Source organism: Actinoplanes sp. NPDC049802 (assembly GCF_040656595.1).
Lineage (GTDB): Bacteria > Actinomycetota > Actinomycetes > Mycobacteriales > Micromonosporaceae > Actinoplanes.
In genome coordinates this window covers 63702-90290 of the sequence record NZ_JBFAMR010000016.1, presented here as the reverse complement: position 1 = coordinate 90290, position 26589 = coordinate 63702, and the positions used below count along the sequence as shown (strand labels likewise).

Genomic DNA, 26589 nt, shown 5'->3' with positions numbered 1-26589 from the left:
GCCGAATGTTACCTAGCCGAAGATCACTTGGGCGCGTTGGCCGACTCGACCTTGACCGTGCCCGCGACGATGTCGGCCTTCAGCTTCTCGAGCTCGGTCTTCAGAGCGGCGTCGACCTTGCTCTCGAACTTGTTGAACGGGGCGAGCGAGACGCCGTCGTTCTCCAGGGTGCCCAGGTAGCCCGGGCTCGCCGCGAGGGCCTCGCCCTTGGCGCCCTTGACGACGGCCTGCTTCACCGCGGCCTCGATGTTCTTGACGACGGTGCTCAGGAAGACGTCGCAGTACTGCGCCGCGCTGGTGCAGCCGTCCTGGTCGACCCAGATGACCGAGAGCTTGCCGCTGGAGTCCTTGGCGACCGCCGCGGTGCCCAGGCCGGTGCCGCCGGCGACCGGCATGATCACGTCAGCGCCCTGGCCGACCAGGGTGTCGGTGATGCTCTTGCCCTTGTTCTGGTCGATGAAGCTGTCGGCGAAGCTGCCGTTCTGCGCGGCCTTGTCCCAGCCGAGGACCTTGACGTCCTTGCTCTTGGCCTTGTTGTAGTGGGCCACACCGTCGGCGAAGCCGTCCATGAAGATGGTCACCGGCGGGATCTTCATGCCGCCGTAGGTGGCGACCTTGCCGGTCTTCGAGTAACCGGCCGCCAGGTAACCCGCGAGGAACGCGGCCTGGTGGGTCGCGAACTGCATCGGGTAGACGTTGCTGTTGCCGCTGGAGCTGTCCACGATGCCGAACTGCGAGCTGGCGCTCTCCTTCGCCACCTTCGTGGTGACGTCGCCCATCAGGCCGCCGACCGCGAGGATGAAGTTGCAGCCCTGGGTGACGTAACCACGCAGGCCCGGCTCGTAGTCGGCCTCCGAGGAGGACGCCACGTACTTCGGTTCGACATTGGGGGCCTCGGCCTTGGCGGCCTGCAGACCGGCCCACGCCGACGCGTTGAACGACTTGTCATCGATGCCACCGAGGTCGGTGACCATGCAAGCCTTGTAAGCGGCGGTCGCGGCCGCGCTGGAGCCGGTGGAGGCGCTCTCCTCCGGAGCCTCGCCACATGCGGCGGCAGCGAGCGTCAGCCCACCTGCCGCGAGAATCGCCACGATCCGCTTCCCACGTACTGGGCGCAAGACGCCCTCCTTTCGCCGCACACCGAGGTACCTGTAACTCGGGGTGAATCTCAGGTCGGGAGCGTATCCCTGGGCCCGCACCCCGGAAGGACATAGGTACGGACTGTTGGCGCACCGTTATAGCACCGCAATCACCGTGCTCACGGCCCGCTCCTTTCGGCGGGATCGGGAGGGAATTGCGCCTCTACCTGGAAACAGGGAGTTAATGTCGGGCCCGCCGCCACGCCTTGACACCGAGCACACCGACCACCGTTCCGATGGCCAGCGAGGCGGTGATCAGCAGCGCGTGCACCCACAGGAACGAGGTCGGGGCGCCGTCCGCGAACGATCGATCGTCCTTCCAGATGGCGAGCCCGAAACGCGGCCAGATCAGCCAGGTCCACACGCCGACCGCGATCAGGAACGCCGCCCACCGTCTGTTGATCACCACGGGGGCCAGTATCCCAGCGGGCTCAGCCGGTCAGCCGATCGGCTATCCGCCGCCAGCCGGCCAGCACCTCGGCGGGCGCCGGCGGAGGCCCCGGGTCCCGGCCGGACAGCCGCGGCGTGAACTCCTCGGCGCCCGGGTCCTCCGCCGCCGAGCGGGCCGACTCGACCTCCTTGCGGATCGCGTCGACCCCGTCCAGCGGCAGCAGCGGCTCGACCACGGCCATCAGGTCGTCGTCGGCCACCACGGCGCGGGCCAGGGCCAGGGCGTGGGTGTGCTCGTACGGCCCGCAGACCACCGGCTCCCAGTCCTCCAGGTCGCCGAGCGAGCCGATGGTGATCACCCACGGCCGCTCCGCGATCGGCGAGCCGGGTGGCAGATGCAACGTCACGAGTGTCCCCACCGGCTCATCATCGCGGGCGGGCGTGCCGAATCCAGGTGTTTTGCCCCACCGGGGCAGTCTTGTCGTCAGCTGACAGATCGACCACCCGGCCGTGCGGGCTGGTCGCCGCCCAGGCCGCCCCGAAGAGCAGCAGCTGGTTGAAGACGTAGAGGTAGACGAGCGCGCCGACGGCCGAACCGACCAGGCCGTACGCCGGGTTGCGTTCGACGAACCCCACGAAGGACTTGCCCACCGTGTTGAGCAGCATCAGCCCGATGCCGACCTGGAGCACCGGCGGGGTCATCCGCCGGGCGGTCATCCGCAGCCGCGGCACCGCGCCCAGCAGCGCGGCGGCCAGCAGCATGTTGACCGCCAGGGTGAGCAGCCAGCTGGCGATCGACAGCAGTGTGGTGAACCCGCCGTCGGTCAGCCAGAGCAACAGCCGCTCCAGGCCGTACACGCCGAGCTGGGACAGTGCCAGCAGGAGCAGGACGCCGACCAGCACCAGCAGGTCGACGGCCTGGCGCACACCGATGTAGCCGGGCTGCTCCCGCAGCTGCCAGATCAGCCGCTGCGAGGACCGGATCGACTCGACCCAGGCGATGCCGGTGAAGGTCAGGCCCACCAGACCGACGATGCCGACCGTCTTCTTGCTCTCCAGAATCGCCTGCACGTCCAGGAACGGCAGGTTGTCGGCGAGGAAGTCGCGAACCAGCTCGAGCAGCTCACTGTTGTTGGTGAGCAGGAAACCGAAGACCGAGTAGCCGATCAGCAGCAGGGCGAAGACCGCGAAGAACCCGTAGTAGGCGATCGCCGCGGCCAGCCGGCCACCCTGCACGCTGTCGTACCGCAGGATGGCCCGGCACAGGTGATCGAAATAGGGCGACCGGTACCGCACCGCGGTGATCCGGGCCGCGGTCGCGTCGTAGGCCCGGTCGATCGGATTCACCGGCAGACCGTAACCGACCGGTCAGCTTCCGAGCGGGAAGTCCCGGCGTGGCCGCCACGGGCCCTCCCCGCCGTGCGAGAAGAGCGTGAACGAGGCGACCTCGAATCGGGCCGAGAAGTCGGCGAGATCCTCGAACACCGCGTCCAGCGCGACGGCCGGCACGTCCTGTGCCACAGTGACGTGCGGGTGGTAGGGGAACCTGGTGTCCCGCCGCACGTCCTCCGACTTCGTGATCGCCGCGGCGAGCAGCTCGCACTCGCTGATCCCCTGTGCCAGCGCGACGAACACCACGTCGGTGACCGGCCGGAACGTGCCGGTACCCCGCAGGTGGATGGTGAACGCCGGCTGCGCCGAGGCGATCTCCTCCAGGTGCTTCTCGATCGCCGGCAGCGCGTCGTCGGCCACCTCGGTCGGGCCGAGGAGGGTGACGTGCGCCGGCGTCCAGGCGGCTTGCGGGTCACCGGCCTCCGCACGTCGGCTGGTCAGCGCCGAGCCCCAGGGCTCGGGGATGTCGATGGCGACACCGATACGGGTGATGCCCGGTGGGAACATCGGTGGTCAGGCTTCGCGGACAGGGCTGAGGAAACCCACGTTCTGGTACGCCGAGGCGAGCGTCACCGCGGACACCGCCCGGGCCTTCTCCGCCCCGAGGGCCAGGACCTTGTCGAGCTGGGCCGGGTCGTCCAGGTACAGCTTCGTCCGCTCCTGGATCGGCTTGACGAACTCGACGAGCACCTCGGCCAGGTCCTTCTTCAGGTCGCCGTAGCCGCGTCCGTCGTACGCCTCGAGGAGCTCGTCGATCGCCCGGCTGGTGAGGGCCGCGTAGATGGTCAGCAGGTTGCTGATGCCGGGTTTGTTCACCTCGTCGTAGAGGATCTCGCGCCCGGTGTCGGTGACCGCCGACCTGATCTTCTTGGCGGAGCGGGCCGGGTCCTCCAGCAGCTCGATGATGCCGTTGGGCGAGGACGCCGACTTGGACATCTTGATGGCCGGGTCCTGGAGGTCGAAGATCTTCGCGGTGTCCTTCACGATGTACGGCGAGGGCACGTTGAACGTCTTGCCGAACCGGGTGTTGAACCGCTGCGCCAGGTCACGGGTCAGTTCGAGGTGCTGCCGCTGGTCCTCGCCGACCGGCACCTGGTCGGCCTGGTAGAGCAGGATGTCGGCGGCCTGGAGGATCGGGTAGCTGAACAGCCCGACCGTGGTGCTGTCCTGCCCGGCCTTGGCCGACTTGTCCTTGAACTGCACCATCCGGCCGGCCTCGCCGAACCCGGTGATGCAGCTCAGCACCCAGCCGAGCTGGGCGTGCTCGGGCACGTGGGACTGCACGAAGAGGGTGCAGCGCTCCGGGTCGAGACCGACGGCCAGCAGCTGAGCGGCGGAGATCCGGCTACGGTTACGAAGAGTCGCCGGATCATGGCCCATGGTGATCGCGTGCAGGTCGACCACGCAGTAGAAGGCGTCATGCGTGTCCTGCATCGACACCCAGTTGCGCACCGCGCCCAGGTAGTTGCCGAGGTGGAAGGAATCGGCGGTCGGCTGAATGCCGGAAAGCACACGCGGGCGGCGGGCAACGTCGGACATGGCCGCCATTGTGTCAGGACCGGGCCTTGAACCGCGAATCACCTCGGGGGTCGCGTTCATGTTCGAACCTGTTGACTTGTGAGCGGTTCTGGGGAATTCTATGGTCGTCTGATTAGGGAAAGGGCCTGAGTCGTGAAATTGCTCGTTACCGGGGGCGCCGGATACGTCGGCAGCGTGACCAGCAGGCTGTTGCTGGACGCGGGACACGAGGTCGTCGTGCTCGACAGTCTGCGGACCGGGTTCCGGCAGGCGGTCGCCCCCGACGCCACCTTCGTCGAGGCGGACATCGCCGACGCCGCCCGTGTGCTCACCCCGGAGGCCGGGTTCGACGCCGTGCTGCACTTCGCCGGGCTGATCGCGGCCGGCGAGTCGATGGCCAAACCCGAGCTGTACTGGCACGAGAACATGGTGAAGTCGCTGGCCCTGCTGGACGCGGTGCGCGCCGCCGGAGTGCCGCGGTTCATCTTCTCGTCGACCGCGGCCGTCTACGGCAACCCGGTCGAGCTGCCCATCACCGAGTCCGCGGTCAAAGCGCCGACCAGCACGTACGGCTCCACCAAGCTGGCCTTCGACCTGGCGCTGACCTCGGAGACGTTCGCGCACGGGCTGGCCGCCGTCTCGCTGCGCTACTTCAACGTGGCGGGGGCGTACATCAGCGACGGCCACGAGATCGGCGAGCGGCACGACCCGGAGACCCACCTGATCCCGATCACCCTCCAGGCGGCCGCCGGCAAGCGGGAGAAGCTGCAGTTGTTCGGCGACGACTACCCGACCGCCGACGGCACCTGTGTGCGCGACTACATCCACGTCGAGGACCTGGCCCGGGCCCACCTGCTGGCGCTGGACGCGACGGTCGCCGGCGAGCACCGGATCTACAACCTGGGCAACGGCAACGGCTTCTCCAACCGGCAGGTCGTCGAGGCGGCCCGCCAGGTCACCGGGGCGGCCATCCCGGTCGAGATCGCCCCGCGGCGCGACGGCGACCCGGCCACCCTCGTGGCGTCGTCCGCCCGGGCCCGGGAGGACCTCGGATGGGTCCCTCGGAAGAACACCCTGGCCGACATGATCGGCGACGCCTGGACCTTCTACCGAAAGCACGTGCAATGAGCGATCTCGCGAGCGTTTCCTCGGCCGCCGCGGCGGCATTCACCGAGGCGTACGGGACCGAGCCGGCCGGACTGTGGGCGGCGCCCGGCCGGGTCAACCTGATCGGCGAGCACACCGACTACAACGACGGCTTCGTGCTGCCCTTCGCGCTGCCGCAGCGGACCGTCGCGGCGGTCGGGCCGGCGCCGGACGGCCGGTGGTCGGTCTGTTCCACCCTGGCACCCGATCCGGTGACCTTCGGCGTCACCTCACCGGGCGAGGTCACCGGCTGGGGGGCGTATGTCGCCGGGGTGGTGTGGGCGCTGCGGGACGCCGGCTTCGAGGTGCCGCCGGTCCGGATCGCCCTCGCCTCGGACGTGCCACTCGGTTCCGGGCTGTCCTCGTCGGCGGCGCTCGAGTCGTCGGTGCTGACCGCCCTGATCGAGCTCGGCGGCCTGGACGTGCCGCTGGAACGCCGGCCGGCCCTGGCCCAGCGTGCCGAGAACGTGTACGTCGGCGCGCCCACCGGCATCCTCGACCAGTCCGCGTCGATCCGCTGCCTCCAGGGGCGGGCGCTGTTCCTGGACTGCCGCAGCTACCAGGTCGAGCAGATCCCGTTCGACCTGGCCGCCGAGGGCCTGGCCATCCTGGTGATCAACAGCAACGCGCCGCACCGGCACGTCGACGGCGAGTACGGCGAACGGCGCAAGAGCTGCGAGGCGGCGGCCGCGGCCCTCGGCGTACCGGCCCTGCGTGACGTCTCCACGGCCGATCTCGCCGACGCCATGGAGCGGCTGGACGACGACGTGCTGCGCCGCCGGGCCCGGCACATCGTCACCGAGAACCAGCGCGTGCTGGACACCGTCTCGCTGCTGCGCTCCGGCCGGGTCCGCGAGATCGGCCCGCTGTTGACCGCCTCGCACGCCTCGATGCGCGACGACTTCGAGATCACCGTGGACCAGGTGGACGTCGCCGTGCAGTCCGCGCTCGAGGCCGGGGCGTACGGCGCCCGGATGACCGGCGGCGGCTTCGGCGGCTGCGTGCTGGCCCTGATCGACGCCGACCGTGCCGACGCCGTGGCCGCCGCGGTCGCCACCGCGTACGAGAAACGGGGTTTCACCGCGCCGACCTGCTGGCTCGCGGTGGCCGGCCCGGGCGCGACCCGGCTCTGACGCTTCGACCGCTCCTGCGGCGGGTATGCCCTGGTCTCGCGACCACCGCAGCGCACCCGCCGCAGGGCCGACGTCCCGGAGCCGTCCACGCCCGAGCCGGACGCCGAGCGGGTCGCGGTGCCCCACCGACACCCTCGACGGGGATTGAGCCGATCGGCCTGCCACGGCTCCACCCATTCGGGGGGAGCCGTCGGCCTTTCACCTGATCACCCGCAGGAGCGAGACCAGGGGCTCGGCAAACGGGCACGGGACTATCGTGTCCGGCATGGGGGTCAGCCCACCGTATCTTCACGGTGACACCGAGCAAGGTGTCACCGTCACCGTCGACGCCGCGGACGACGCCGCGGTCTCGCTCCTCACGGTGCGCGGGCCGTGGGACGCCCAGTTGCGCTGGACCGTGTCGACGACCTTGCGCCGGTGCTTCACCGAGCATCCGGACGGGCTCATCGTGGACCTCTCCGGGCTGCACGACCCGCACAGCGAGAGCGCCTCGACCTGGATCACCGCCCGTCGGTACGCCGCCGGCCTGCGACCGCCGGTGCATCTGGCCCTCTGTGTGCCCCCGGACCTGCCGCTCGCCGACCGCATGCAGTCTTCGGGCGCCGGACGGTATCTGCCGGTCTACGCCAAGGTGGGCCAGGCCCGGGTGGCGCTGGCGGCCCGGATCCCGGGCGACGAACGGCTCAGCGCCACGCTGCGGCCCGATCCGGACGCCCCGAGCGTGGCCCGCAACCTGGTGAGCGACGCCTGCCTGGCGTGGGGCCTGGCACGCCTGCTGCACCCGTGCCGGCTCGTCATGTCGGAGCTGGTGACGAACGCGATGGAGCACGCCGGCACCGACATCCGGGTGGTGGTGGGCCGGCGCGGCGGCGGGGTGCACCTGTCGGTGGCCGACGGGGATCCGCGCCTGCCCCGGCTGGTACGGCCCAACCGCCCGCGCCAGGACCTGCCGCTCGACGAGCGCGGTCGCGGGCTGCGGACGGTTCAGGCGACCGCCGCCCGGTGGGGCGCCCTGCCGGCCGAGGCCGGCAAGATCGTCTGGGCGACGGTCCGGCTCAGTGGGCCTCGATGATCATTCCAGCGCCGACCGTACGGTTGGTGCTCTCGTCGATCAGGATGAAGCCGCCGGTCGTCCGGTTGCGGCGGTACTCGTCGGCGAGCAGCGGCACGGTGGTGCGCAGCTTGACCCGGCCGATCTCGTTGAGCCGCAGCTCGTCGGCGGACTCGTCACGGTGCAGCGTGTTCACGTCGAGCCGGTACTGGAGGCCGCGCACCACGGCCCGGGCGGACCGGGTGGTGTGCTTGATCGAGTACTTTCCGCCGAGCCGCAGCGGAGCCGACTCGTCCATCCAGCAGATCATCGCCTCGACGTCCTGGGCGACGGCCGGCGCGTTGTGCGGCCGGCAGATCATGTCACCGCGCGAGATGTCGATCTCGTCGGTCAGCCGGACCGTCACCGACATCGGCGGGAACGCCTCGTCGACCGGGCCGTCCGCGGTCTCGATGGAGGAGATGGTGCTGGTCATCCCGGAGGGCAGGGCCATCACGTCGTCGCCCGGCTTGAGGATGCCCGAGGCCACCTGACCGGCGTAACCGCGGTAGTCGGTGACCGTGGTGGACTGGGGACGGATCACGTACTGCACCGGGAAGCGCACGTCGACCAGGTTGCGGTCGCTGGCGATGTGCACGTGCTCCAGGTGGTGCAGCAGGGACGGGCCCTCGTACCACGGCATGTTGTCCGAGCGGCTGGCGATGTTGTCGCCGTTGAGCGCGGAGATCGGGATGATCGTCAGGTCCGGCGCGTCGAGCTTCGTGGCGAACGAGGTGAACTCGTCGGCGATCTTCTCGAAGACCTCCTGGCTCCAGTCCACCAGGTCCATCTTGTTGACACACAGGACCAGGTGCGGCACCCGCAGCAGGGTGGTCAGGAAGGCGTGCCGGCGGGACTGCTCGACCAGGCCCTTGCGCGCGTCGACCAGGATCAGCGCCAGGTCGGCGGTGGACGCGCCGGTCACCATGTTGCGGGTGTACTGAATGTGGCCCGGGGTGTCGGCGATGATGAACTTCCGCCGCGGCGTGGCGAAGTACCGGTACGCCACGTCGATCGTGATGCCCTGCTCCCGCTCGGCGCGCAGGCCGTCGGTCAGCAGCGCGAGGTTGGTGTACTCGTCGCCACGGGACGCGCTGGCGCTCTCCACCGCCTCGAGCTGGTCCTCGAAGATGGTCTTGGTGTCGTACAGCAGCCGGCCGATGAGCGTGGACTTGCCGTCGTCGACACTGCCCGCGGTGGCGAACCGCAGCAGGTCCATGCCGCGGGCGGCGGCGGCGTCAGGCTCGAGAACTGCCTGGCTCATCAGAAGTAACCCTCTCGCTTGCGGTCTTCCATCGCGGCCTCGCTGACCTTGTCGTCGCCACGGGTGGCGCCGCGCTCGGTGATCCGGGTCGCCGCGACCTCGTCGATCACCTTCTCCACCGTGTCGGCCTCGGACAGCACCGCCGCGGTCTGCGACGCGTCGCCGACCGTCCGGTACCGCACCCGCCGGACCTCGGAGGTCTCGCCGTCACGCAGCCGGATGAACTCGTTGACCGCGTAGAACATCCCGTTGCGCTCGACGACCTCACGGTCGTGCGCGTAGTAGATGCTGGGGAGCTCGATGCGCTCCTTGGCGATGTAGTGCCAGACGTCCAGCTCGGTCCAGTTGGAGAGCGGGAAGACCCGGATCGACTCGCCTGGGTGGTGCCGGCCGTTGTAGAGCGACCACAGCTCGGGCCGCTGATTCTTCGGGTCCCACTGGCCGAACTCGTCGCGGAAGCTGAACATCCGCTCCTTGGCGCGGGCCTTCTCCTCGTCCCGGCGGGCGCCGCCGAAGAGGGCGTCGAACCGGTACTTCTCCACGGCGGCGAGCAGCACCGGCGTCTGGATCCGGTTGCGGGTGCCGTCCGGCAGCTCGCGCACCAGGCCGGTGTCGATCGCCTCCTGCACGCTGGCCACCACCAGGTTCAGGCCGAGCGAGGCGACCCGGCGGTCCCGGTACTCCAGGACCTCGGGGAAGTTGTGGCCGGTGTCGACGTGCATGACCGGGAACGGGATGCGCGCCGGCGCGAACGCCTTCTCCGCCAGGCGCAGCATCACGATCGAGTCCTTGCCGCCGGAGAAGAGCAGCACGGGTCGCTCGAACTCGGCCATCACCTCACGCATGACGAAGATGCTCTCCGCTTCGAGAGCATCCAGATGCGATACGCGATAGGGCTTCGTCTGGCTCATGGGTTCAGTCCCCAGACCTTTCTCCGGTGTCGGCCGGGCAGGGCAGACGTCATTGTTGCGGAAGGTGCCTCTGCAACGCAGCAAGCAACCGAGGAGCGAGATCTTTACGACAAACGACCAGGTCCGGCAACTTCGGGTCGGCCTGGTTGTAGGCCAGTGGAGTGCCGTCGATCCGAGAGGCGTGCAGACCGGTCGCCAAGGCTACCGCGACCGGGGCGGCGGAGTCCCACTCGTACTGGCCACCGGCGTGCACGTACGCGTCCGCCTCGCCGTTGATCACGGCGGCGATCTTCACTCCGGCCGAGCCCATCGGCACCAGCTCGGCGCCGACCTCCTGGGCGAGAGTGGTGACGAAGGCCGGCGGCCGGGTCCGGCTCGCCGCGATCCGGATCGCGCCGCCGGTCGCCGACTCCAGCGGCATCGGCGGGTAGGCCGGCGGCTTGTCGGTGCCGAGCGTGCAGTGCCGGGCCGGCATGGCCACCGCGCCGGCGGTCAGCCGGGCCGGGGCCGACGAGTCGGCGGTCCACAGGGCCACGTGCACGGCCCAGTCGTCCCGGCCCTCCTCGGAGAACTCCCGGGTGCCGTCCAGCGGGTCGACGATCCACACCCGGTTGGCGCCGAGCCGGTCCGGGCGGGCCATCGCGCCCTCACCCTCGCTCCAGGCGACCCGGGCGTGCTCGTCCTCCTCGGAGAGCACCGCGTCGGCGGGACGCCACCGGGCCAGCTCGGCCCGGAGCAGTTCGTGGGCGGCCTGGTCGCCGGCGGCCTTGAGAGCCTTGCCGTCGGCGAACCCCATCTCGGCACGAACCTGAAGCAGCACCTGGCCGGCGCGGTCCGCGAGCCACCGGGCGAACGCGGCGTCGATCACCGGTGGCGCGCCGCCCTCGACGGCGTCCCTCGGCCCCGCTATGCGTGCCGACGCCTTCGTCTGCTCGCCCATCGTCAAGCTCCTCACTCGTACGCCTCAGTACGCTCCCGACGACCGCACCACCGCGGTCACGGTCCTGAGCAGGATCACCAGATCCAGGCTCAACGACCAGTTCTCCACATAGCGCAGGTCGAGCCGGACCGCTTCCTCCCAGGAGAGGTCCGACCGCCCGGACACCTGCCAGAGACCGGTCATGCCCGGCTTGACGGCAAGCCGGCGCCGCACGTCGTCGGCGTAGGCGGCGACCTCGGTCGGCAGCGGCGGCCTCGGACCGACCAGCGACATCCGCCCCGACAGGACGTTGAGCAGTTGCGGGAGCTCGTCGAGCGAGAACCGGCGCAACCACCGTCCGACCGGGGTGACCCGCGGGTCGTCGCGGATTTTGAAGAGCACACCATCGTGCTCGTTGAGATGCCTCAACTCGGCCAGCCGGGCTTCGGCATCGACATACATGCTGCGGAACTTGAAGATCCGGAACAGCCGGCCGTCGCGTCCCACACGCACTTGGCGAAAGAGTACCGGCCCGCGTGAGGTAAGGCCCACGCAGAGCGCCACGGTGAGCAACACCGGGCCCAGAAGGATCAGGAGGAGCAGCGCCCCGACCCGGTCCACCAGGTCTTTCACCAGCCGCGAGCCGCCGTGCAGCCGGGGATGCTCGACATGCAGCATGGGCAGTCCGTCGAACGGCCGGATGGTGGTCCGCGCTCCGGCGACGTCCACCAGCGCGCTGGCCACCACCAGGTCCACCTCGTCGCGCTCCAGCCGCCAGGCCAGCCGCCGGACCGCGGCGCCGTCCAGCTCCGGGCAGCTCAGCACGACCACCGTGTCGGCGTCGGCCTGCTCGACCGCGCCCGCCACGTCGTCGAAGGTGCCGTAGACCGGCAGATCGGTCACCCCGATCCCGTCGGCGCCGGGCGGCAGGCAGGCGCCGACCACCTCGAGACCGTGGTACCGCTCGCGGCGCAGCTGCCGGGTGATGCCGATGACCGAGAGCTCGTGCCCGACCACGATCACCCGGCGCAGGTTCTCGCCCCGGGACCGGGCCAGGTGCAGCCGCTTGCGCAGCAGGAACCGCAACACCACGATCGCGGCGATGGCCAGCGGGAACGCCACCAGGACGTAGGACCGGGCCAGATCGAGATTCAGCGCGTACGACACGACGGCCGCCCCGCCGACCAGACCGGCCCCGCCCCGCAACACCCGCTGGTACTCGTCCGAGCCGACGAAGAGATAGCGGCGCTCGTACGCCCGGGCGGTGACCAGCACCAACAACAGCGCCAGCGGCATGAGCGCCGACCACACCAGGTACTGCCGGTTGTAGACGGTGACCTGGTCGCCGAACCTGGTGAAGAAGGTGGCCGCCCCGGCCACCACGCCGGTGGTCAGATCGGAGAGGACCAGCGCCCGCACGTAGCGGCGTTCCCAGTCCTGCCGCCGGGACATGGCCGCGTGCCGGCCGCGGGCCCGTAGGAACGGGCGGGCCGCCGTCGACCGGTTGCGGCCGCCCGGCACGTGCCGTTCGGCCGCCTGGTTCCGGGCCGGCGCCGGATCGCTCCGGACGGCCAGCGGCGGGGCGTTCTCCACGCCCGCCGCCGGAACGGGGATCCTGGTGTTGCGCCCGCTGCGCCGCTCGGCCGTGCGCTGCGGTCCCTGGTTCAGGGCCACGCCGTGCCCACCGACCGTCGGCAGCGTCACCGTGGGTTCGGTCAACGCGTCCGCCCGGTCCTCGGACACGTCCTGCGACACCTCGAACCCTCCCGTCACGTCATCCAGCGCACCGGTTCGTGCGTCCGAGTGACCAACGGTCGGACCGCGGAACGCGTCACGGGATCTTTAGATGGACAAATCAGACACCGTGATACTTGTTCTGCGCCCATTCGACGCCTTCGAGGACGATCGCCTCCACCACGTCGGCCGCCCGGTCGACCAGGAAGTCCAGCTCCTTGCGCTCCGCCGCGGAGAAGTCGGAGAGCACGTAGCCGGCCGGATCCTGCCGCCCGGGGGGCCGTCCGATGCCGAAGCGCACCCGCGCGTACTCCTTGCTGGCGAGCGACTTGGACATCGAGCGGAGTCCGTTGTGACCGCCCTCGCCTCCGCCTCTTTTCGCCCGAACCTGCCCGAACGGCACATCAAGCTCATCATGCACCGCGATCACCTGCGCCACCGGCACTTTGAAGAACTGCGACAGCGCGACCACCGGAGCACCGGACAGGTTCATGTACGTCAGCGGCTTGAGCAGAATCAGTTTCGGCCCGATGCGCCCACCGACAGAGCCCAGCCGCCCCTCGGCGGCCTCGGCCTGCGCCCGCTTCGCCCGCCCGAACCTCCCACCGATCCGGGAGGCCAGCAGGTCCGCCACCATGAACCCCACGTTGTGCCGATTCCCGGCGTACTCCCGGCCCGGGTTGCCCAGGCCGACCACCAGCCAGGGTGCCTCGTCGCTCATCCCTCTCGCCTCCCGCCGCATACACATCAGGGAAAGTGCCGGCCGGCACTTTCCCTGATATCTGGCTTACCGCTGCTGCGCGACAGACTTACTCCGCGCTGTCGCCCTCGACCGCGGCCTCGTCCTCGGCCGGAGCCTCGTTCGACTGGGCGGCGTTGATGACCGCGAGCACCAGCTCCGGCTCGACCGCCAGCTCGACGCCCTTGGGCAGCTTCACGTCACCGGCGGTGATGTGCGTGCCCGCCTCGAGGCCGTCGATCGAGACCTCCAGCTCGGACGGGAGGTGCAGCGCCTCGGCGACCACCGCGACGGTGTTCGACTCGTGCACGATCAGGGTGTTCTTGGCGGCCTCGCCCGTCAGCACGACGGCGATGTCCACCTGGATCCGCTCGCCACGCTTCACGATCAGCAGGTCCACGTGCTCGAACGTGTCACGGATCGGGTCACGCTGGATCGCCTTCGGCAGGGCCAGGGTGGCCGCCGCGTTGCCGGCGATGTCGATGGTGAAAATCTGGTTGATGCCGCCGTGGCGGATGGCGGCCGCGAACTCACGGGCCGGCAGGGCGATGTGCTGCGGCGCCTCGCCGTGGCCGTACAGCACGGCGGGCACGAGACCGGCCCGGCGCGTGCGGCGGGCACCACCCTTGCCGAACTCGGTACGGGGCTCGGCGCTGATCTTTACCTCGGACACGGGGAAACTCCTGAAACTCTTCGATGCGGGCTGCGTCTAAGTCTGCGGCTGCGGTATCCGGCAGTGCTGCGGTGGTGGCCGCCGGCGGCGCTTGGCCGTCGAGGGCGTTGGTGTTCCTGGCGCTGCCGGGCAAGGGGCGCGCTGGGCACAGGCCCGGAGCACCGCGTCGATGACGGCACCTCGAGTGGACTGCGAACCTCAGCAGACCACGAGGCACCCTCGCCGTGGCAACCGCACCAGCTTACCTGGCACGATCGTGCATCAGTCAGCGGGTCCGTCCGGCTGGCGCGTCCGCGAAAAAACGACGCTACTGATGCGAGTTGCACCACATGGGAAAGGCGCCCGCCGAGTCGACGGGCGCCTCACGAGCCACACAGGTCAGCTGAGGCCACCGAACAAAGTGGTCACCGAGCCGTCGTCGAACACCTCGCGGATCGCCCGGGCCAGCAGCGGCGCGATGGAGAGAACGGTGATCTTGTCGAGCCGCTTCTCCGGGGAGAGCGGCAGTGTGTTCGTCACCACCAGCTCACTGATCTGGCTGTTCTTCAACCGCTCGGTGGCCGGGTCGGAGAGCAGCGCGTGGGTGGAGGCCACGATCACATCGGCCGCGCCCTCCTGGAACAGGATGTCGGACGCCTTGGCGATCGTGCCACCCGTGTCGATCATGTCGTCGACGATCAGGCAGACCCGGCCCTCGACCTCGCCGACCACCCGGTTCGCCACCACCTGGTTCGGCTTCAGCGGGTCACGGGTCTTGTGGATGAAGGCCAGCGGGCAGCCGCCCAGCCGGTCGGTCCAGCGCTCGGCCACCCGCACCCGGCCGGAGTCCGGCGCGACCACGGTCATCGGCCGGCCCGCGTACTTCTTCTGCACGTAGTCGGCCAGGATGTCCATCGCGAACAGGTGGTCCACCGGGCCGTCGAAGAAGCCCTGGATCTGCGCGGTGTGCAGGTCCACCGTGAGGATGCGGTTGGCGCCCGCCGTCTTCAGCAGGTCGGCCACCAGTCGCGCGGAGATCGGCTCCCGGCCGCGGTGCTTCTTGTCCTGCCGCGAATACGGGTAGAACGGCAGCACCACGGTGATCCGCTTGGCCGAACCTCGTTTCAGGGCGTCGATCATGATGAGGGTCTCCATGACCCACCGGTTGACGCCCTCGGTCACCGACTGGACGACGAACGCGTCCGAGCCACGAACCGACTCCTTGAAGCGGACGAAGATCTCACCGTTGGCGAACTCGTACGAGTCCGACGGGGTCGGTGCCACACCGAGCACCTGACCGATCTCCTCGGCCAGGTCGGGGAAACCCCGGCCGGAGAAGAGCATCAGACTCTTACGGTTCTCGGCGACGATGCTGCCCATCGGCTCGCTGCTCCCGTGGATTAGGGGGTTTGGGGTTCGCATGAAGTATCCCTGGCGGCAACGTAACCGCCACGTTTCGAGGGCCTCGCGTGGGATGGCTCACCCCGGCTGGATCAGTCCTGTTCAGGGGTGATATCCGCGGCCTTGGCAGCGGCTTCCGCGGACACCGTCCCGGGACGGGCGCGAGCCACCCAGCCCTCGACGTTCCGCTGAGGCGCGCGGGTGATCCCGAGATCGCCGGCCGGGACGTTCTTCTGGACCGCGCTGCCGGCCGCCACGTACGCCCCGGGGCCGATCTCCACCGGCGCGATGAGCACCGTGTCCGACCCGACGAAGGCCGCCTCGCCCACGGTGGTGTGGCTCTTCCGCACCCCGTCGTAGTTGGCGAAGATCGTGCCGGCGCCGATGTTGGCCTTGGCCCCGATCGTGGCGTCGCCCACGTACGTCAGGTGTGGCACCTTGGCGCCCGCGCCGAGCTCGGCGTTCTTCGCCTCGACGAAGCCACCGATCTTGGATTTCTCACCCAGACGAGTGCCCGGGCGCAGGAACGAGTACGGCCCGACGGTCGCCGCCGGGCCGATCTGCGCCCCGATCGAGTGAGTGCGCAGCACTGTGGCGCCCGCCGCCACGGTGGTGTCGATCAGCGTGGTGTCCGGCCCGATCACCGCTCCGGTCGCCACCGAGCTGGCGCCGCGGATCTGCGAGTTCTGGTCGACGGTCGCGTCCGGCTCGAGCGTGGCGGTCACGTCGATCCAGGTGGTGGCCGGGTCGAGGATCATCACGCCGGAGCGCATCCACGCCTCGTTCACCCGGTCGCGCATCAGCACCCGCAGCTGGGCCAGCTCGGCGCGGTCGTTGCAGCCGAGCGTCTCGTGCGCGAACTCGGCCACCTCGATCGCCACCGGGTGCCCCTGGGCCGCCAGGATCGCGAAGACGTCGGTCAGGTACTCCTCGCCCTGCGAGTTGTCCGTGGACAGCTTGCCCAGCGCCTCGCGCAGCAGCACCGCGTCGAAGGCGTAGATCCCCGAGTTGATCTCGCGGATCCGGCGCTCCTCCGGGGTGGCGTCCTTGTTCTCGACGATGCGCTCCAGGTTGCCGTCGGCGCCCCGCACGATCCGCCCCAGCCCGCCCGGCTCGGCCACCTCGGCGCTGAGCACGGTCGCGGCGGCGCCGGCCTTCTCGTGTGTGGCGAGCAGCGCCTCCACCGTCTCCGGGCGCAGCAGCGGCACGTCACCGCTGAGCACCACCACGGTGCCGGTCAGGCCGGGCGCCGCGTCCAGCGCGATCCGCACGGCGTGGCCGGTCCCGTTCTGCTCGGCCTGCAGCACCGGGGTCGCCTCCGGTGCGGCCTCGGCCAGGAACGCGCCGACCTCGTCGGCCTTGTGCCCGACGACCACGACGGTGCGGTCGGTGTGGATGGCCTGGGCGACGGCCAGGACGTGCCCGAGAAGGGTCCGGCCGAGCAGCGGCTGGAGAACCTTGGGTGTTGCGGACTTCATACGCTTGCCCTCGCCGGCGGCGAGGACGACGACGGTACGGCTGGGGGCCTGACTCACGCGGGACTCCATCGTTTCGCAGTGGCTTATCCAAAGGGCGACTTGACGCGGTCGCAGCCAACGGTCTTTACCACAAGAAAAGCTCGGCCGCCAGGACTCGAACCCGGAAAGCTAGGACCAAAACCTAGAGTGTTGCCAATTACACCACGGCCGACTGGTTCTGGTGACAGCCTAGCGCCCCGGCACGAGGCCGCGATAAGCGGACGACACCTCTCCAACAACCGCCTTGACCACACCCTCCATCCGCCAGTAGTGCTGCCTGCTCTTCGGTGCATCGACGGTAAGGCAGCCGTGGTAGTCCTGCCCGACGTTGTGGCGGACCGTCTGCGGCACATGCGTCTTGATCGTCGGTTTCCGGAAAGCGTCTCGAGGTATCTCCAGCGTCTCCGCCCACCAGTCTGCAGCCGCCGACGCATCGGCTGTCTCATGAATACTCACCCGGTAACTGAGCTCACCCAAGCTGTACCCATTGAGCTGCAGAAATCGCAGATGCAACCGCAGCAGTCCCGGATCACTGTTAATGAACGTCAAGCGGTCGCCGCGGGCCCAGGGCTTCGATTTCGCCCCCTCACACCAGTAGGCGATCGCCCCCATCAGGAGCACATCCCGATCCGACAGCGAGCCGACCTCCTGGGCCGCTGCGGCTTGAATCTCGGCCTGCCGCTGGTCGCGGTCTGCCCGGAACTCGTCCCAACGGCCCGCGACCCGCTTCTTTGCCAACTCTCTCTTCTCCCGGGCACGCTCGCTGTCGCGATCGAGCGGAACATGCCCCACCCAGGTGAAAGCTGTCGATTTCGCGACACCCATCCGAGTGGCGATGTCGTTGATCGACCATCCCGCCTCCCGCAGTTCGGCAGCCTGCCGTCGCAAGTCGTCCTTCGCGTTAGGCCGACGGGTCCATTCGGGCGGCTCGATCCCGCGCAGCCAGTCGGTCAGCGTCCCGTTGCTCACGCCGAAGATCTTGATCAGCTGAGATCGTGACAGCCCCGGGTCCACTCGCAGCCGTCGCGCCTCCGCACGCATCTCATCCCTGTCCATAGCGACCTTCTCCGCGTGACAACTAGGCCTGGATGACCTTGCTTTGTGAAAGCTTGCCCTTTAATAACTGGTCACGGAGCAAGTGTAGCGCGCGGCGATGTCGCGTGGAAAGGGGTGGACCAGGTGTAGATGGCAGGATGTGCCGGTGACTGAACGTGGGGACACGGATGCGAAGCAACGGCGGATACGGATGCCTGCGGCGCAGCGCCGCGAGCAGCTGATCACGGTCGGCCGTGAGCTGTTCGCCGAGCGCGGCTTCGATGCCACCAGCGTCGAGGAGGTGGCGGCCCGGGCGAAGGTGTCGAAGCCGGTGGTCTACGAGCATTTCGGCGGCAAGGAGGGCCTGTACGCGGTGGTCGTCGACCGCGAGGTGCGTGCCTTGCTGGACCGGATCACCACAGCGCTCACCGCGGGTCATCCACGGGAGCTGCTGGAGCAGGCGGCGATGGCATTGCTGGACTACATCGACGAGGAGCCGCATGGCTTCCAGGTGCTGGTTCGCAACTCGCCGGTGTTGTCGGAGTCAGGCAATTTCTCCAGCGTGATGGGCGATGTGGCGCATCAGGTGGAGCACATTCTCGGTGCCGAGTTCAAGGGCCGGGGTCTCGATCCGAGGTTCGCCGAGCTCTACTCGCAGGCGCTGGTCGGGATGGTGGCCCTGGTCGGGCAGTGGTGGCGGGAGACGCGCAAGCCGAAGAAGGAGATCGTCGCCGCGCACCTGGTCAGCCTCGCCTGGAACGGCCTCTCCCACCTGGAGGCAAAACCGGGCCTGATCACCCGCCGGATCCGCTGAGCGCCACCTGGAGGCAAAACCGGGCCTGATCACCCGCCGGGTCCGCTGAGCGGTCCCCGGCGGGTCACCGGGGCGAGAATCAGGCGGTACGGCCTTCGCGCACCTGCCGCGGCGCGCCGACCTGGGACGGCGGGGCGCTCTTGCTGTACAGACTCACCAGGATCAGCAGCAGGCCGACCAGGTAGGTGACGATCACGGTCGACATGGTGAAACCGAAGATGTTCAGATCGTCGGTGCGCAGCATCATCAGTTCGTAGGTGCCGAGCACCAGCAGGCCCCAGCCCAGGTACTGGTCGATGGCGACGTCGATGTTGCGGCCGATCGCGGTGCCGAGCAGCACGAGCGCGCCGAGCGCCAGCGAGATGGTCGACCACAGCATGTTGCTGCCCTGGCCGAGGACCCGGACGCCGGGGCCGGTGAACTCCTCACCGGAGGTGCCGATGAACCCGATGATGCCGAAAGCCACCAGGTAGGCGCCGGTGACGAAGCCGACGATCCGGTAGATCGGCCGAAGCGGGTGATTGACCGGGGTGTGCGCCATGGTTTCGGTCTCCAAGGTCGGGTGTCTTCGAGCAGATTCTCGCGTATCCCCGACAAGCGGCGCAGGCACACCCCCCGGATCGGCGAGGCCTATTCGCGACGGTGAATTACAAAGCGGTCAAACCGCACCGATCGGCACCTTCATTCGGACACCTGCTCCGCCAACTCGAGCCAGGCCTCCTCGGCCACCGACTTCTCCTGCCGCACGGCCTTGAGCTGAGCCTCCAGCTCGATCAGCTTGTCGTAGTCGCTGCCGTGCTCGGCCAGGCTCTCGTTGATCTTCGCTTCCCGGTCGGAGAGCTTCTCCATCTGCCGCTCCAGCCGGGACAGGTCCTTCTTCGCCTGGCGCAGCTCGCCGGAGGACAGGCCCGGCCCCGCGGGCGCCTTACCGGCCGCCGGCGTGGCCGGCCGGCCGGGGGACGCGACACGGGCAAGGTACTCGTCGACCCCGCCGGGCAGGTGCACGAGGCGACCGTCGCCGAACATGCCGAACACCGTGTCGGTGACCCGCTCCACCAGGTACCGGTCGTGGCTGGCCACCACCATGGTGCCCGGCCACGAGTCGAGCAGGTCCTCCAGCGCGGCCAGGGTGTCGGTGTCCAGGTCGTTGGTCGGCTCGTCGAGCAGCAGCACGTTCGGTTCGGTGGCGAGCAGGCGCAGCAGCTGCAGCCGCCGCCGCTCACCACCGGACAGATCGCTCACCGGTGTCCAGATCCGCTTGTCGGTGAAGCCGAACACCTCGGCGAGCTGACCGGCGGACAGCTCCCGGTCGCCCAGCTTGACCCGTTTCGCGACCTCCTCCACCGCCTCCAGCAGGCGCAGCTCGCCGGGCAGTTCCTTGAGCTCCTGGGAGAGGAAGGCGGGACGGACCGTCGATCCGGTGACGAGCCGGCCGCCGTCCGGCTTGGTGACCCCGGCGAGCAGCCGCAGCAGGGTGGTCTTGCCGGCGCCGTTGGCGCCCAGCACGGCGATCCGGTCACCGGGGCCGACCTGCCAGGTCAGGTCCTCGAAGATGTTCTTCGGCCCGGCGTTCAGCCGGACCCGCTCCAGATCGAAGACCTGCTTGCCGAGCCGGGTGGTGGCGAGCCGCTGAAGGCTGACCGCGTCCCGCACCGGCGGGACGTCGGCGATCAGCTCGTTGGCCGCGTCGATCCGGAACTTCGGCTTCGACGTCCGGGCCGGCGGGCCACGGCGCAGCCAGGCGATCTCCTTGCGCAACAGGTTCTGCCGGCGGGCCTCGACGGCCGCGGCGACCCGCTGACGCTCGGCGCGGGTCAGCACCCAGGCGGCATAACCGCCCTCGTACGCCTGCACCTGCTCATCCACGACCTCCCAGGTCATGGTGCAGACCGCGTCCAGGAACCAGCGGTCGTGGGTGACCACGAGCAGCGCGCCCCGGCGGGCCAGCAGGTGCTTGGCGAGCCAGTCGACACCGGCGACGTCCAGATGGTTGGTCGGCTCGTCCAGGATCAGCAGGTCGCTCTGCCGGACCAGCAGCGCGGCCAGGGCCACCCGGCGGCGCTCGCCACCGGACATCGGCCCGACCGGGGTGTCCAGCCCGAGGTAACCCATGCCGAGGCCGTCGAGGATGGTGCGCACCCCGGCGTCACCGGCCCACTCGTGCTCGGCGCCCATGCTCTGCGGCAGCCAGGCGGTGCCCAGCACGACGTCACGCACGGTGGCCTCGCCGGCCAGCGTGAACGTCTGCGGCAGCGAGGCGACCCGCAGGTCACGGCGGTGGGTGACCCGGCCGGAATCCGGCTCCTCGGTCTTGGCGAGCATGCGGAGAAGGGTCGACTTGCCGGCGCCGTTGAGACCGACGATCCCGATGCGGGCGTCGTCGTCCAAGCCGAGCGACACGTCGGTGAGCAGCTGACCGGCGGCGCCGTAACCCTTGCTGACCCGGTCCAGGTTGATGATGTTGGCCACGATGCGCCTAGATTACCCGCGCGCCCGGCTGCGGACCGCGCGCGGTGACCGCCGCCCGGCACACCCCGGCCTCGGTGATCCCGGACGCGAGCCGCTGCGCGTGGCTCGCGTCGGCGGCCAGGAAGACGCAAGTGGGGCCGGAACCGGAGACCAGCCCCGCGATGGCGCCCGCCTCCTGGCCCGCGGCCAGCACGTCGGCCAGTTGCGGGCGCAGCGCGAGCGCGGCCGGCTGCAGATCGTTGCCGAGCGCCGCGCCCAGCACCTTCGGGTCGCGCTGGCGCATCGCGGCCATCAGCTCGTCCGGGCCGCCGAGCGGCTCGGGCGACCCCGGACCGGAGCCGGCACGCAGCCGGTCCAGCTCGCGGTAGACGGCCGGAGTGGACAGCCCCCCGTCGGCGATCGCCACCACCCAGTGCCAGGTGGTCGGGCGGGCCAGGATGGGACTGACCGCCTCACCGTGGCCGGTGCCCAGGGCGGTGCCGCCGTGCAACAGGAACGGCACGTCCGAGCCGAGCTCGGCGCCGACCTCGGCCAGCTCCTCGCGGGACATGCCGAGCCCCCAGAGCATGTCGCAGGCGATCAGGGTGGCGGCCGCGTCGGCGCTGCCCCCGGCCAGCCCACCGGCCAGCGGGATGCTCTTGCGCAGGTGCAGCCGCGCATAGGCCGGGACGCGCCCACGGGCGGCCAGCGCCCGGGCGGCCCGGATGATCAGATTCGACTCGTCCAGCTCCAGCTCACCGGCGCCCTCACCCTCCATGGTCAGCGTGAGGGTGTCCCCGCGGCGGGCGGTGAGCTCGTCGAAGAGGCTGATCGCGTGGTAGACGGTGTTCAGCTCGTGAAACCCGTCCGGCCGCAGCGGGCCGACCCCCAGATGCAGATTGATCTTCGCTGGAACACGCACCTTCACCGGACCGTGGTGCGGGCGCGGCTCGTCATCGTCCGGTCCCCACGCCTCTGTCACGGAGCGATGTCCCGGATAGCTTCCGCGGTCATGAGTTCATCTCCTCGGGCTCTGCACCGGACGGGCTGAGCTTACCGCCGTACCCCTGCTGTCGGGCCGCGCCCGCGATCGCGGCGAACTCACCCACCGTGAGCGACTCCCCCCGGGCCTGAGGGCTGACCCCGGCGGCGCGCAGCACCGCCTCGGCCCGGTCCGGCCCGCCCGCCCAGCCCGCCAGGGCGGCGCGCAGCGTCTTGCGGCGCTGCGCGAAGGCGGCGTCGACCACCGCGAAGACGGCGGCCCGCTCGACACCGGCCGGCGGCTCCCGGCGGGTGAACGCGACCAGTCCCGAGTCCACGTTGGGCACCGGCCAGAACACCGCGGGCGGCACCTTCCCGGCCGGCCGGGCCTCCGCGTACCAGGCCAGCTTGACCGACGGCACGCCGTACACCTTCGAGCCGGGACCGGCGGTGAGCCGGTCGGCGACCTCCTTCTGCACCATGACCAGCCCACCGCGCAGCGCCGGCAGCTCGGCCAGCAGGTGCAGCACCACCGGGACCGCCACGTTGTACGGCAGATTGGCCACCAGCATGGTGGGCGGCGGGTCGAACCGGTCGCCGGTGACCCGGAGCGCGTCGGCCGGGTGCACGGTCAGGTGCGATGCGGTGACGGTGTCCGGCAGGGCCCTGGCCAGGGTCGGGTCGATCTCCACGGCGTGCACGTGCCGGACCGCGCCGACCAGTCCCAGCGTCAGCGAACCGAGACCCGGGCCGACCTCCAGCGCCACGTCGTCCGGGCGCAGGGCGGCGGCCGCCACGATCCGGCGGATCGTGTTCGGGTCGTGCAGGAAGTTCTGGCCGAGCTTCTTGGTCGGCGCGACGCCGAGGCGCGCGGCCAGGTCCCGGATCTCCGCCGGGCCGAGAAGTGCGTCAGCCATGGCCAGAGCCTACGGTGACCTCACCGCCAGCCGCCGAAGACCTCCTCGCCGTTCGCGGAGATCGCCGCGCACAGCGTGTCGAGGTCGGCGCCGGTCGTGGCGGCGAGCGCCCGCATGGTCAACGGAACGAGGTAGGACGCGTTGGGCCGCCCCCGGTACGGCATCGGCGTGAGATAGGGCGCGTCGGTCTCCACCATCATCTGCCCGGGCGGGGTGATCGCCGCCGCCTCCCGCAGACCGGCGGCGTTCGCGAAGGTGACGGTCCCGGCGAAGCTCAGGTAGTAGCCGCGGCGCACACACTCGGCCGCGAACTCGGCGTCCCCGGAGAAGCAGTGCAGCACCACCCGGTCCGGCGCGCCCTCGGAGTCGAGCACCCGCAGCACGTCGGCGTGCGCGTCCCGGTCGTGGATGATCAGCGCCTTGCCGTGCCGCTTCGCGATGGCGATGTGCGCGCGGAAGCTGACCTCCTGCGCGGCGCGGCCCTCCTCCCCGGTACGGAAGGTGTCCAGCCCGGTCTCGCCGATGCCCCGCACCCGGGGCCGGGCGGCCAGCGCCTCGATGACGCGCAGCGCCTCGTCCAGATCGGAGAGTCGCGGCGCCTCGTTCGGGTGAAGCGCCACCGTCGCCAGAATCGACTCATGGCGCTCGGCCAGGTCGGCGCCCCAGCGGGACGAGTCGACGTCCACCCCCACCTGGACGAGCCGGTCCACACCGCTCTTGGCGGCCGCGCCGATCAGCGCCTCGACCGGGTCGCCGGTGCCGTCCCCGGGCCTGCCCGCCTCCTGAACCGTGAGGTCGAGATGGGTGTGGCTGTCGAAGACCGGAACCGCGAGCGGTTCGGGCGCCGGTGGGAACTCGCCGGCCCGGCGGGCTTCCTTGGCCCGGCGCCGGTCTGATGGGGACTGACCCGAGGGAGACGAAGGCATGTGAGACATTGTGCACGCCGGGATTTCCGGTAACCGGGAGTTCATCCGATATCCACCGCCATCACTTAGGTTGCGCCGCGTGACCGTGACCGGTGAGGAGAGCGAGCTGGGCGCCGACCCGCTCGATCCGCCCCTGATGGCCCCGCTGCGCCGCGACCTGACCTGGCAGCAGGTGCAGTCGATGAGTCAGTCGGTGGGCTACCGGGACGACCCGGCGCTGCGCCGGATCCGGTCCACCGCGGCGATCCGCCGGGGCACCCGGATGACCAAGATCCTGTCCGCCGCCCAGGTCGCCGGCCACCTCGGCGGCTGGCCGCCGTACGGGTTCTGCTACCGCGCCTGTGACCTCGCCCACCTGCGCGAGCCCGAGCATCTGGCGCTGCTGCGCACCGACGGCGTGACCGACTCGCACGTCACGTACGCGCTGCGCTGGCGGGCCACCGACCCGCTGGACTACGAGATCCCCGGCGACCCCGCCCAGCCGGGCCTGGCCGCGCTGCCGGGGCACTCCCGGATCGGGCCCATGGTGCTCGGCACCGGCTTCACCCCGAGCACCGACGACCTCATCCCGGAGTATGTGACGGCCGGCTTCGCGGACCTGCCGATGCCCGCCAACGCGCAGCTCCTCGCGCATGTGCCGGGCGGGGACGAGGTGGTGCTGTACACGTACCAGCCGGAGCAGCACGGGTGGCTGCGCCTGGCCGGGCCACGCTGGCGGAACCTGCTGTCGGAGATCCCCGGCGGCAGCCCGGACCGGGAGTACGTGCCGTGCACGGCGGCCGGGTCGGCCCGGCTGGTCGGCCGGATCGACGACAAGGAGTACGAGGCGGTCGCCGACCCGCCGGGCGAGTTCCGGGTGCGGGCGCTGACCCGCGCGGCCCGCTATCCGGTGCGGACGCTGAGCCGCCGCGCCGAGCAGGCACGATGGCGCGGGGTCTCCTGCTGGGTGCTCCAGCGCGACGAGACGTGGGCGCGGCTGCGGCTGCTGCGCCCCGAGGTGGACGGGATCAACACGACCGGGGCACGGTGCTACGAACGCGGCGTCTACGAGGCGTGGGCGCCGGTCGACGAGCTGTCCGACCACCACATCGCGGACATCGCCTACCCGATGTAGGTCAGCTCTTGGTGAGGGTGACCTGCCGGGCCCGCTCGGTCAGGTTGCCCGCCCGGTCGAAGGTCCACGCGTAGACCAGGAACTGTCCCCGGCTCACCCCGGACGGCATCCGCACCGCCCACTTGCCCTTGCTCACGGTGACCCGCACGCCGTTGTTCGAGCAGTACGTCATGAACTGCGCGTCCGTGTAGAACCGCTTCCACTTGCGCTGCGGGGTCAGGCAGTACAGCTTGCCGCTCGAGGTGGACCGGGCCACCGTCATCCACACGTGCGTCACGCCGGAGGCCTTGTCGGAGGCGGTGCCGCGCACCGTCTTCCACGAGCTGACCCGGCTCGGCTTGGACGGCTTGGTGATGCTCAGCGACGGCCGCACCGCGTCGGCCTGGACCCGCACCGTCCCGATGGCCCGGTAGGCGCTCCATCCGTTCGCGTTCCAAAAAGCGATCTTCAGGGTACGGGCGCCGGTGATCTTCCGGCTGGTGTCCCACCGGCCGTTGGTGGCGTCCCAGTCGTACAGGAGCGAGGTGTTGTAGCTGCCGGTCTTCGGCGACAGGCTGGACCGGTAGTTGTTGCCCCAGTCGATCGACACGTAACGGGTGCCGGCCGGCAGGCTGGTGATCTTCACGGCGAACGGGTAGCCCTGGTAGACGCTGCTCCGGCTGAGCGAGTACTTCCCGGACGGGTTGGCCACCGCGACCGCCCGGGTGAGGGCGCGGGCGTTCCCGGCCCGGTCGGTCATCGTCACGGTGATCGTGTACGACGCGACCCGGGTGTACTGCTTGGTCGCGCTGCTCGCGCCGGCCGCGAGGGTCTGCGTCGTGCCGTCACCCCAGTTGACGACCCGGGTGATCTGCGGGTCGGTGTCGGTGTCGTCCTGGAAGTCGGCGCTGGTCTGGCTGAGCTGAACCGACTGGCCGAGCCAGAGTGACGTGGCGTTCACCCGGAACGTCCCGGTCGGTGCCGACGCGTCACCGGTCGGGCCGGTGGTCGGCGCCGTGGTGGTGGGGTCCGTGGTGGGCGTCGTCGTCGGCTCGGTGGTCGGTGGCGTCGTCGGTGGCGTCGTCGGCTCGGTGGTGGTCTGCTCCGGCGTCGGCGAGGTCGTCGTCTGCTCCGGCGTCGGCGAGGTGGTCGTCTCCTCCGCCGTCGGCGAGGTCGTCGTCTCGGTGGGGTCCACCGTGGTGTCGGTCGACTCGCCGGCCAGGTTGGCGAGCGTTGCGGCCGGGCCGGCCGCAGTGGCGGGGGACGTGAAGACCACGCCGGCGGCCACCATGACGCCACTGACGATCGCGGCCACGAGGGGACGGGCGTGGCGGAACTTCAACTTCGACTCCTTCGGCGGGAACCGCTCGAAGGACGCGAAAAACCCAGGCCTCCCCGCGGTTGTCGCGACGCTACCCCACCCCCGGATC

26 protein-coding genes and 1 tRNA gene are annotated in these 26589 nt (G+C 70.2%); 5 read left to right on the top strand and 22 right to left on the bottom strand.

Annotated elements, in window-relative coordinates; genetic code table 11:
* Positions 1–23 precede the first annotated feature (23 nt).
* The 6 genes from AB0I88_RS14350 to trpS form a co-directional block, all read right to left on the bottom strand.
* Complete coding sequence (locus tag AB0I88_RS14350; protein WP_361022971.1) at positions 24–1118, bottom strand: BMP family ABC transporter substrate-binding protein; 1095 nt, start codon at positions 1116–1118, stop codon at positions 24–26.
* Between the two features lie 202 nt (positions 1119–1320).
* A complete protein-coding gene (locus tag AB0I88_RS14345; protein WP_361022968.1) occupies positions 1321–1548 on the bottom strand; it encodes a hypothetical protein in 228 nt (75 codons plus the stop codon).
* A 22-nt stretch (positions 1549–1570) separates the two neighbouring features.
* The gene (locus AB0I88_RS14340; RefSeq protein WP_361022965.1) at positions 1571–1948 is read right to left on the bottom strand and encodes a hypothetical protein; all 378 of its coding nucleotides are present in this window, start codon (positions 1946–1948) and stop codon (positions 1571–1573) included.
* 7 nt (positions 1949–1955) lie between these two features.
* The gene (locus tag AB0I88_RS14335; RefSeq protein WP_361022962.1) at positions 1956–2876 is read right to left on the bottom strand and encodes a YihY/virulence factor BrkB family protein; all 921 of its coding nucleotides are present in this window, start codon (positions 2874–2876) and stop codon (positions 1956–1958) included.
* 21 nt (positions 2877–2897) lie between these two features.
* Positions 2898–3428 (bottom strand): 2'-5' RNA ligase family protein, encoded by a 531-nt coding sequence (locus AB0I88_RS14330; RefSeq protein ID WP_361022959.1) that lies wholly within the window; start codon positions 3426–3428, stop codon positions 2898–2900.
* A gap of 6 nt (positions 3429–3434) precedes the next feature.
* Entirely contained in the window at positions 3435–4460 is a 1026-nt protein-coding gene (gene trpS / locus AB0I88_RS14325) for a tryptophan--tRNA ligase (protein WP_361022956.1), read from the bottom strand.
* Between the two features lie 132 nt (positions 4461–4592).
* Between trpS and galE the strand changes: the two genes are divergently transcribed.
* From galE to AB0I88_RS14310, 3 genes are all read left to right on the top strand, one after another.
* A complete protein-coding gene (galE, locus tag AB0I88_RS14320) occupies positions 4593–5567 on the top strand; it encodes a UDP-glucose 4-epimerase GalE (RefSeq protein ID WP_361022953.1) in 975 nt (324 codons plus the stop codon).
* Entirely contained in the window at positions 5564–6718 is a 1155-nt protein-coding gene (galK, locus tag AB0I88_RS14315; protein WP_361022950.1) for a galactokinase, read from the top strand. Before galE ends, galK begins: the two co-directional genes overlap by 4 nt.
* Positions 6719–6983: 265 nt before the next feature.
* Positions 6984–7790: an ATP-binding protein gene (locus AB0I88_RS14310; RefSeq protein ID WP_361022947.1), complete on the top strand. Its 807-nt coding sequence runs from the start codon at positions 6984–6986 to the stop codon at positions 7788–7790.
* Here AB0I88_RS14310 and cysN read toward each other — a convergent pair.
* From cysN to AB0I88_RS14260, 10 genes are all read right to left on the bottom strand, one after another.
* Positions 7774–9072, bottom strand: a complete 1299-nt coding sequence (gene cysN / locus AB0I88_RS14305) for a sulfate adenylyltransferase subunit CysN (RefSeq protein WP_361022945.1) — start codon at positions 9070–9072, stop codon at positions 7774–7776. The genes AB0I88_RS14310 and cysN overlap by 17 nt on opposite strands.
* The gene (gene cysD / locus AB0I88_RS14300) at positions 9072–9983 is read right to left on the bottom strand and encodes a sulfate adenylyltransferase subunit CysD (RefSeq protein WP_361022942.1); all 912 of its coding nucleotides are present in this window, start codon (positions 9981–9983) and stop codon (positions 9072–9074) included. The genes cysN and cysD overlap by 1 nt, the downstream gene beginning before the upstream one ends.
* 49 nt (positions 9984–10032) lie before the next feature.
* Positions 10033–10923: a 3'(2'),5'-bisphosphate nucleotidase CysQ gene (locus AB0I88_RS14295; protein ID WP_361022939.1), complete on the bottom strand. Its 891-nt coding sequence runs from the start codon at positions 10921–10923 to the stop codon at positions 10033–10035.
* 24 nt (positions 10924–10947) lie between these two features.
* Positions 10948–12657, bottom strand: coding sequence for a sugar transferase (locus tag AB0I88_RS14290; RefSeq protein WP_361023061.1), 1710 nt, complete (start codon positions 12655–12657; stop codon positions 10948–10950).
* Between the two features lie 100 nt (positions 12658–12757).
* Positions 12758–13357: an aminoacyl-tRNA hydrolase gene (gene pth, locus AB0I88_RS14285; RefSeq protein ID WP_361022936.1), complete on the bottom strand. Its 600-nt coding sequence runs from the start codon at positions 13355–13357 to the stop codon at positions 12758–12760.
* Between the two features lie 88 nt (positions 13358–13445).
* Positions 13446–14048 carry a 50S ribosomal protein L25/general stress protein Ctc gene (locus tag AB0I88_RS14280; protein ID WP_361022933.1) on the bottom strand — a complete coding sequence of 201 codons (603 nt, stop codon included), beginning with the start codon at positions 14046–14048 and terminating at the stop codon, positions 13446–13448.
* A 378-nt stretch (positions 14049–14426) separates the two neighbouring features.
* The gene (locus AB0I88_RS14275) at positions 14427–15407 is read right to left on the bottom strand and encodes a ribose-phosphate diphosphokinase (protein WP_361022930.1); all 981 of its coding nucleotides are present in this window, start codon (positions 15405–15407) and stop codon (positions 14427–14429) included.
* A 113-nt stretch (positions 15408–15520) separates the two neighbouring features.
* Positions 15521–16963 (bottom strand): bifunctional UDP-N-acetylglucosamine diphosphorylase/glucosamine-1-phosphate N-acetyltransferase GlmU, encoded by a 1443-nt coding sequence (gene glmU, locus AB0I88_RS14270; protein WP_361022927.1) that lies wholly within the window; start codon positions 16961–16963, stop codon positions 15521–15523.
* Between the two features lie 82 nt (positions 16964–17045).
* Positions 17046–17117: transfer RNA gene (locus AB0I88_RS14265), tRNA-Gln, on the bottom strand.
* A 17-nt stretch (positions 17118–17134) separates the two neighbouring features.
* Complete coding sequence (locus AB0I88_RS14260) at positions 17135–18001, bottom strand: helix-turn-helix domain-containing protein (protein WP_361022925.1); 867 nt, start codon at positions 17999–18001, stop codon at positions 17135–17137.
* A 190-nt stretch (positions 18002–18191) separates the two neighbouring features.
* Between AB0I88_RS14260 and AB0I88_RS14255 the strand changes: the two genes are divergently transcribed.
* A complete protein-coding gene (locus AB0I88_RS14255) occupies positions 18192–18794 on the top strand; it encodes a TetR/AcrR family transcriptional regulator (protein WP_361022922.1) in 603 nt (200 codons plus the stop codon).
* A 79-nt stretch (positions 18795–18873) separates the two neighbouring features.
* Here the strand turns inward: AB0I88_RS14255 and AB0I88_RS14250 are convergent, their stop codons facing one another.
* From AB0I88_RS14250 to AB0I88_RS14230, 5 genes are all read right to left on the bottom strand, one after another.
* A complete protein-coding gene (locus AB0I88_RS14250; protein ID WP_361023058.1) occupies positions 18874–19335 on the bottom strand; it encodes a DUF4383 domain-containing protein in 462 nt (153 codons plus the stop codon).
* 140 nt (positions 19336–19475) lie between these two features.
* Positions 19476–21263 carry an ABC-F family ATP-binding cassette domain-containing protein gene (locus AB0I88_RS14245; RefSeq protein ID WP_361022919.1) on the bottom strand — a complete coding sequence of 596 codons (1788 nt, stop codon included), beginning with the start codon at positions 21261–21263 and terminating at the stop codon, positions 19476–19478.
* A gap of 7 nt (positions 21264–21270) precedes the next feature.
* The gene (locus tag AB0I88_RS14240; RefSeq protein ID WP_361022916.1) at positions 21271–22224 is read right to left on the bottom strand and encodes a 4-(cytidine 5'-diphospho)-2-C-methyl-D-erythritol kinase; all 954 of its coding nucleotides are present in this window, start codon (positions 22222–22224) and stop codon (positions 21271–21273) included.
* A 28-nt stretch (positions 22225–22252) separates the two neighbouring features.
* Positions 22253–23140 (bottom strand): 16S rRNA (adenine(1518)-N(6)/adenine(1519)-N(6))-dimethyltransferase RsmA, encoded by an 888-nt coding sequence (gene rsmA / locus AB0I88_RS14235; protein ID WP_361022913.1) that lies wholly within the window; start codon positions 23138–23140, stop codon positions 22253–22255.
* Positions 23141–23160: 20 nt separating this feature from the next.
* Complete coding sequence (locus tag AB0I88_RS14230) at positions 23161–24066, bottom strand: TatD family hydrolase (RefSeq protein WP_361022910.1); 906 nt, start codon at positions 24064–24066, stop codon at positions 23161–23163.
* A gap of 79 nt (positions 24067–24145) precedes the next feature.
* On the opposite strand from AB0I88_RS14230, the gene AB0I88_RS14225 reads away from it, so the two are divergent.
* Positions 24146–25180 (top strand): hypothetical protein, encoded by a 1035-nt coding sequence (locus tag AB0I88_RS14225; protein WP_361022907.1) that lies wholly within the window; start codon positions 24146–24148, stop codon positions 25178–25180.
* Between the two features lies 1 nt (position 25181).
* Here AB0I88_RS14225 and AB0I88_RS14220 read toward each other — a convergent pair whose 3' ends face one another.
* Entirely contained in the window at positions 25182–26501 is a 1320-nt protein-coding gene (locus tag AB0I88_RS14220; protein WP_361022904.1) for a hypothetical protein, read from the bottom strand.
* Positions 26502–26589 lie beyond the last annotated feature (88 nt).

Excerpts from the sequence above, each read along its gene's own strand:
- AB0I88_RS14330 (WP_361022959.1), bottom strand. The coding sequence starts at position 3,428 with ATGTTCCCACCGGGCATCACCCGTATCGGTGTCGCCATCGACATCCCC.
- trpS (WP_361022956.1), bottom strand. The coding sequence starts at position 4,460 with ATGTCCGACGTTGCCCGCCGCCCGCGTGTGCTTTCCGGCATTCAGCCG.
- galK (WP_361022950.1), top strand. The coding sequence starts at position 5,564 with ATGAGCGATCTCGCGAGCGTTTCCTCGGCCGCCGCGGCGGCATTCACC.
- AB0I88_RS14310 (WP_361022947.1), top strand. The coding sequence starts at position 6,984 with ATGGGGGTCAGCCCACCGTATCTTCACGGTGACACCGAGCAAGGTGTC.
- cysN (WP_361022945.1), bottom strand. The coding sequence starts at position 9,072 with ATGAGCCAGGCAGTTCTCGAGCCTGACGCCGCCGCCGCCCGCGGCATG.
- cysD (WP_361022942.1), bottom strand. The coding sequence starts at position 9,983 with ATGAGCCAGACGAAGCCCTATCGCGTATCGCATCTGGATGCTCTCGAA.
- AB0I88_RS14295 (WP_361022939.1), bottom strand. The coding sequence starts at position 10,923 with ATGGGCGAGCAGACGAAGGCGTCGGCACGCATAGCGGGGCCGAGGGAC.
- pth (WP_361022936.1), bottom strand. The coding sequence starts at position 13,357 with ATGAGCGACGAGGCACCCTGGCTGGTGGTCGGCCTGGGCAACCCGGGC.
- AB0I88_RS14275 (WP_361022930.1), bottom strand. The coding sequence starts at position 15,407 with ATGGGCAGCATCGTCGCCGAGAACCGTAAGAGTCTGATGCTCTTCTCC.
- AB0I88_RS14260 (WP_361022925.1), bottom strand. The coding sequence starts at position 18,001 with ATGGACAGGGATGAGATGCGTGCGGAGGCGCGACGGCTGCGAGTGGAC.
- AB0I88_RS14255 (WP_361022922.1), top strand. The coding sequence starts at position 18,192 with ATGCCTGCGGCGCAGCGCCGCGAGCAGCTGATCACGGTCGGCCGTGAG.
- AB0I88_RS14250 (WP_361023058.1), bottom strand. The coding sequence starts at position 19,335 with ATGGCGCACACCCCGGTCAATCACCCGCTTCGGCCGATCTACCGGATC.
- rsmA (WP_361022913.1), bottom strand. The coding sequence starts at position 23,140 with ATGGCTGACGCACTTCTCGGCCCGGCGGAGATCCGGGACCTGGCCGCG.
- AB0I88_RS14230 (WP_361022910.1), bottom strand. The coding sequence starts at position 24,066 with ATGCCTTCGTCTCCCTCGGGTCAGTCCCCATCAGACCGGCGCCGGGCC.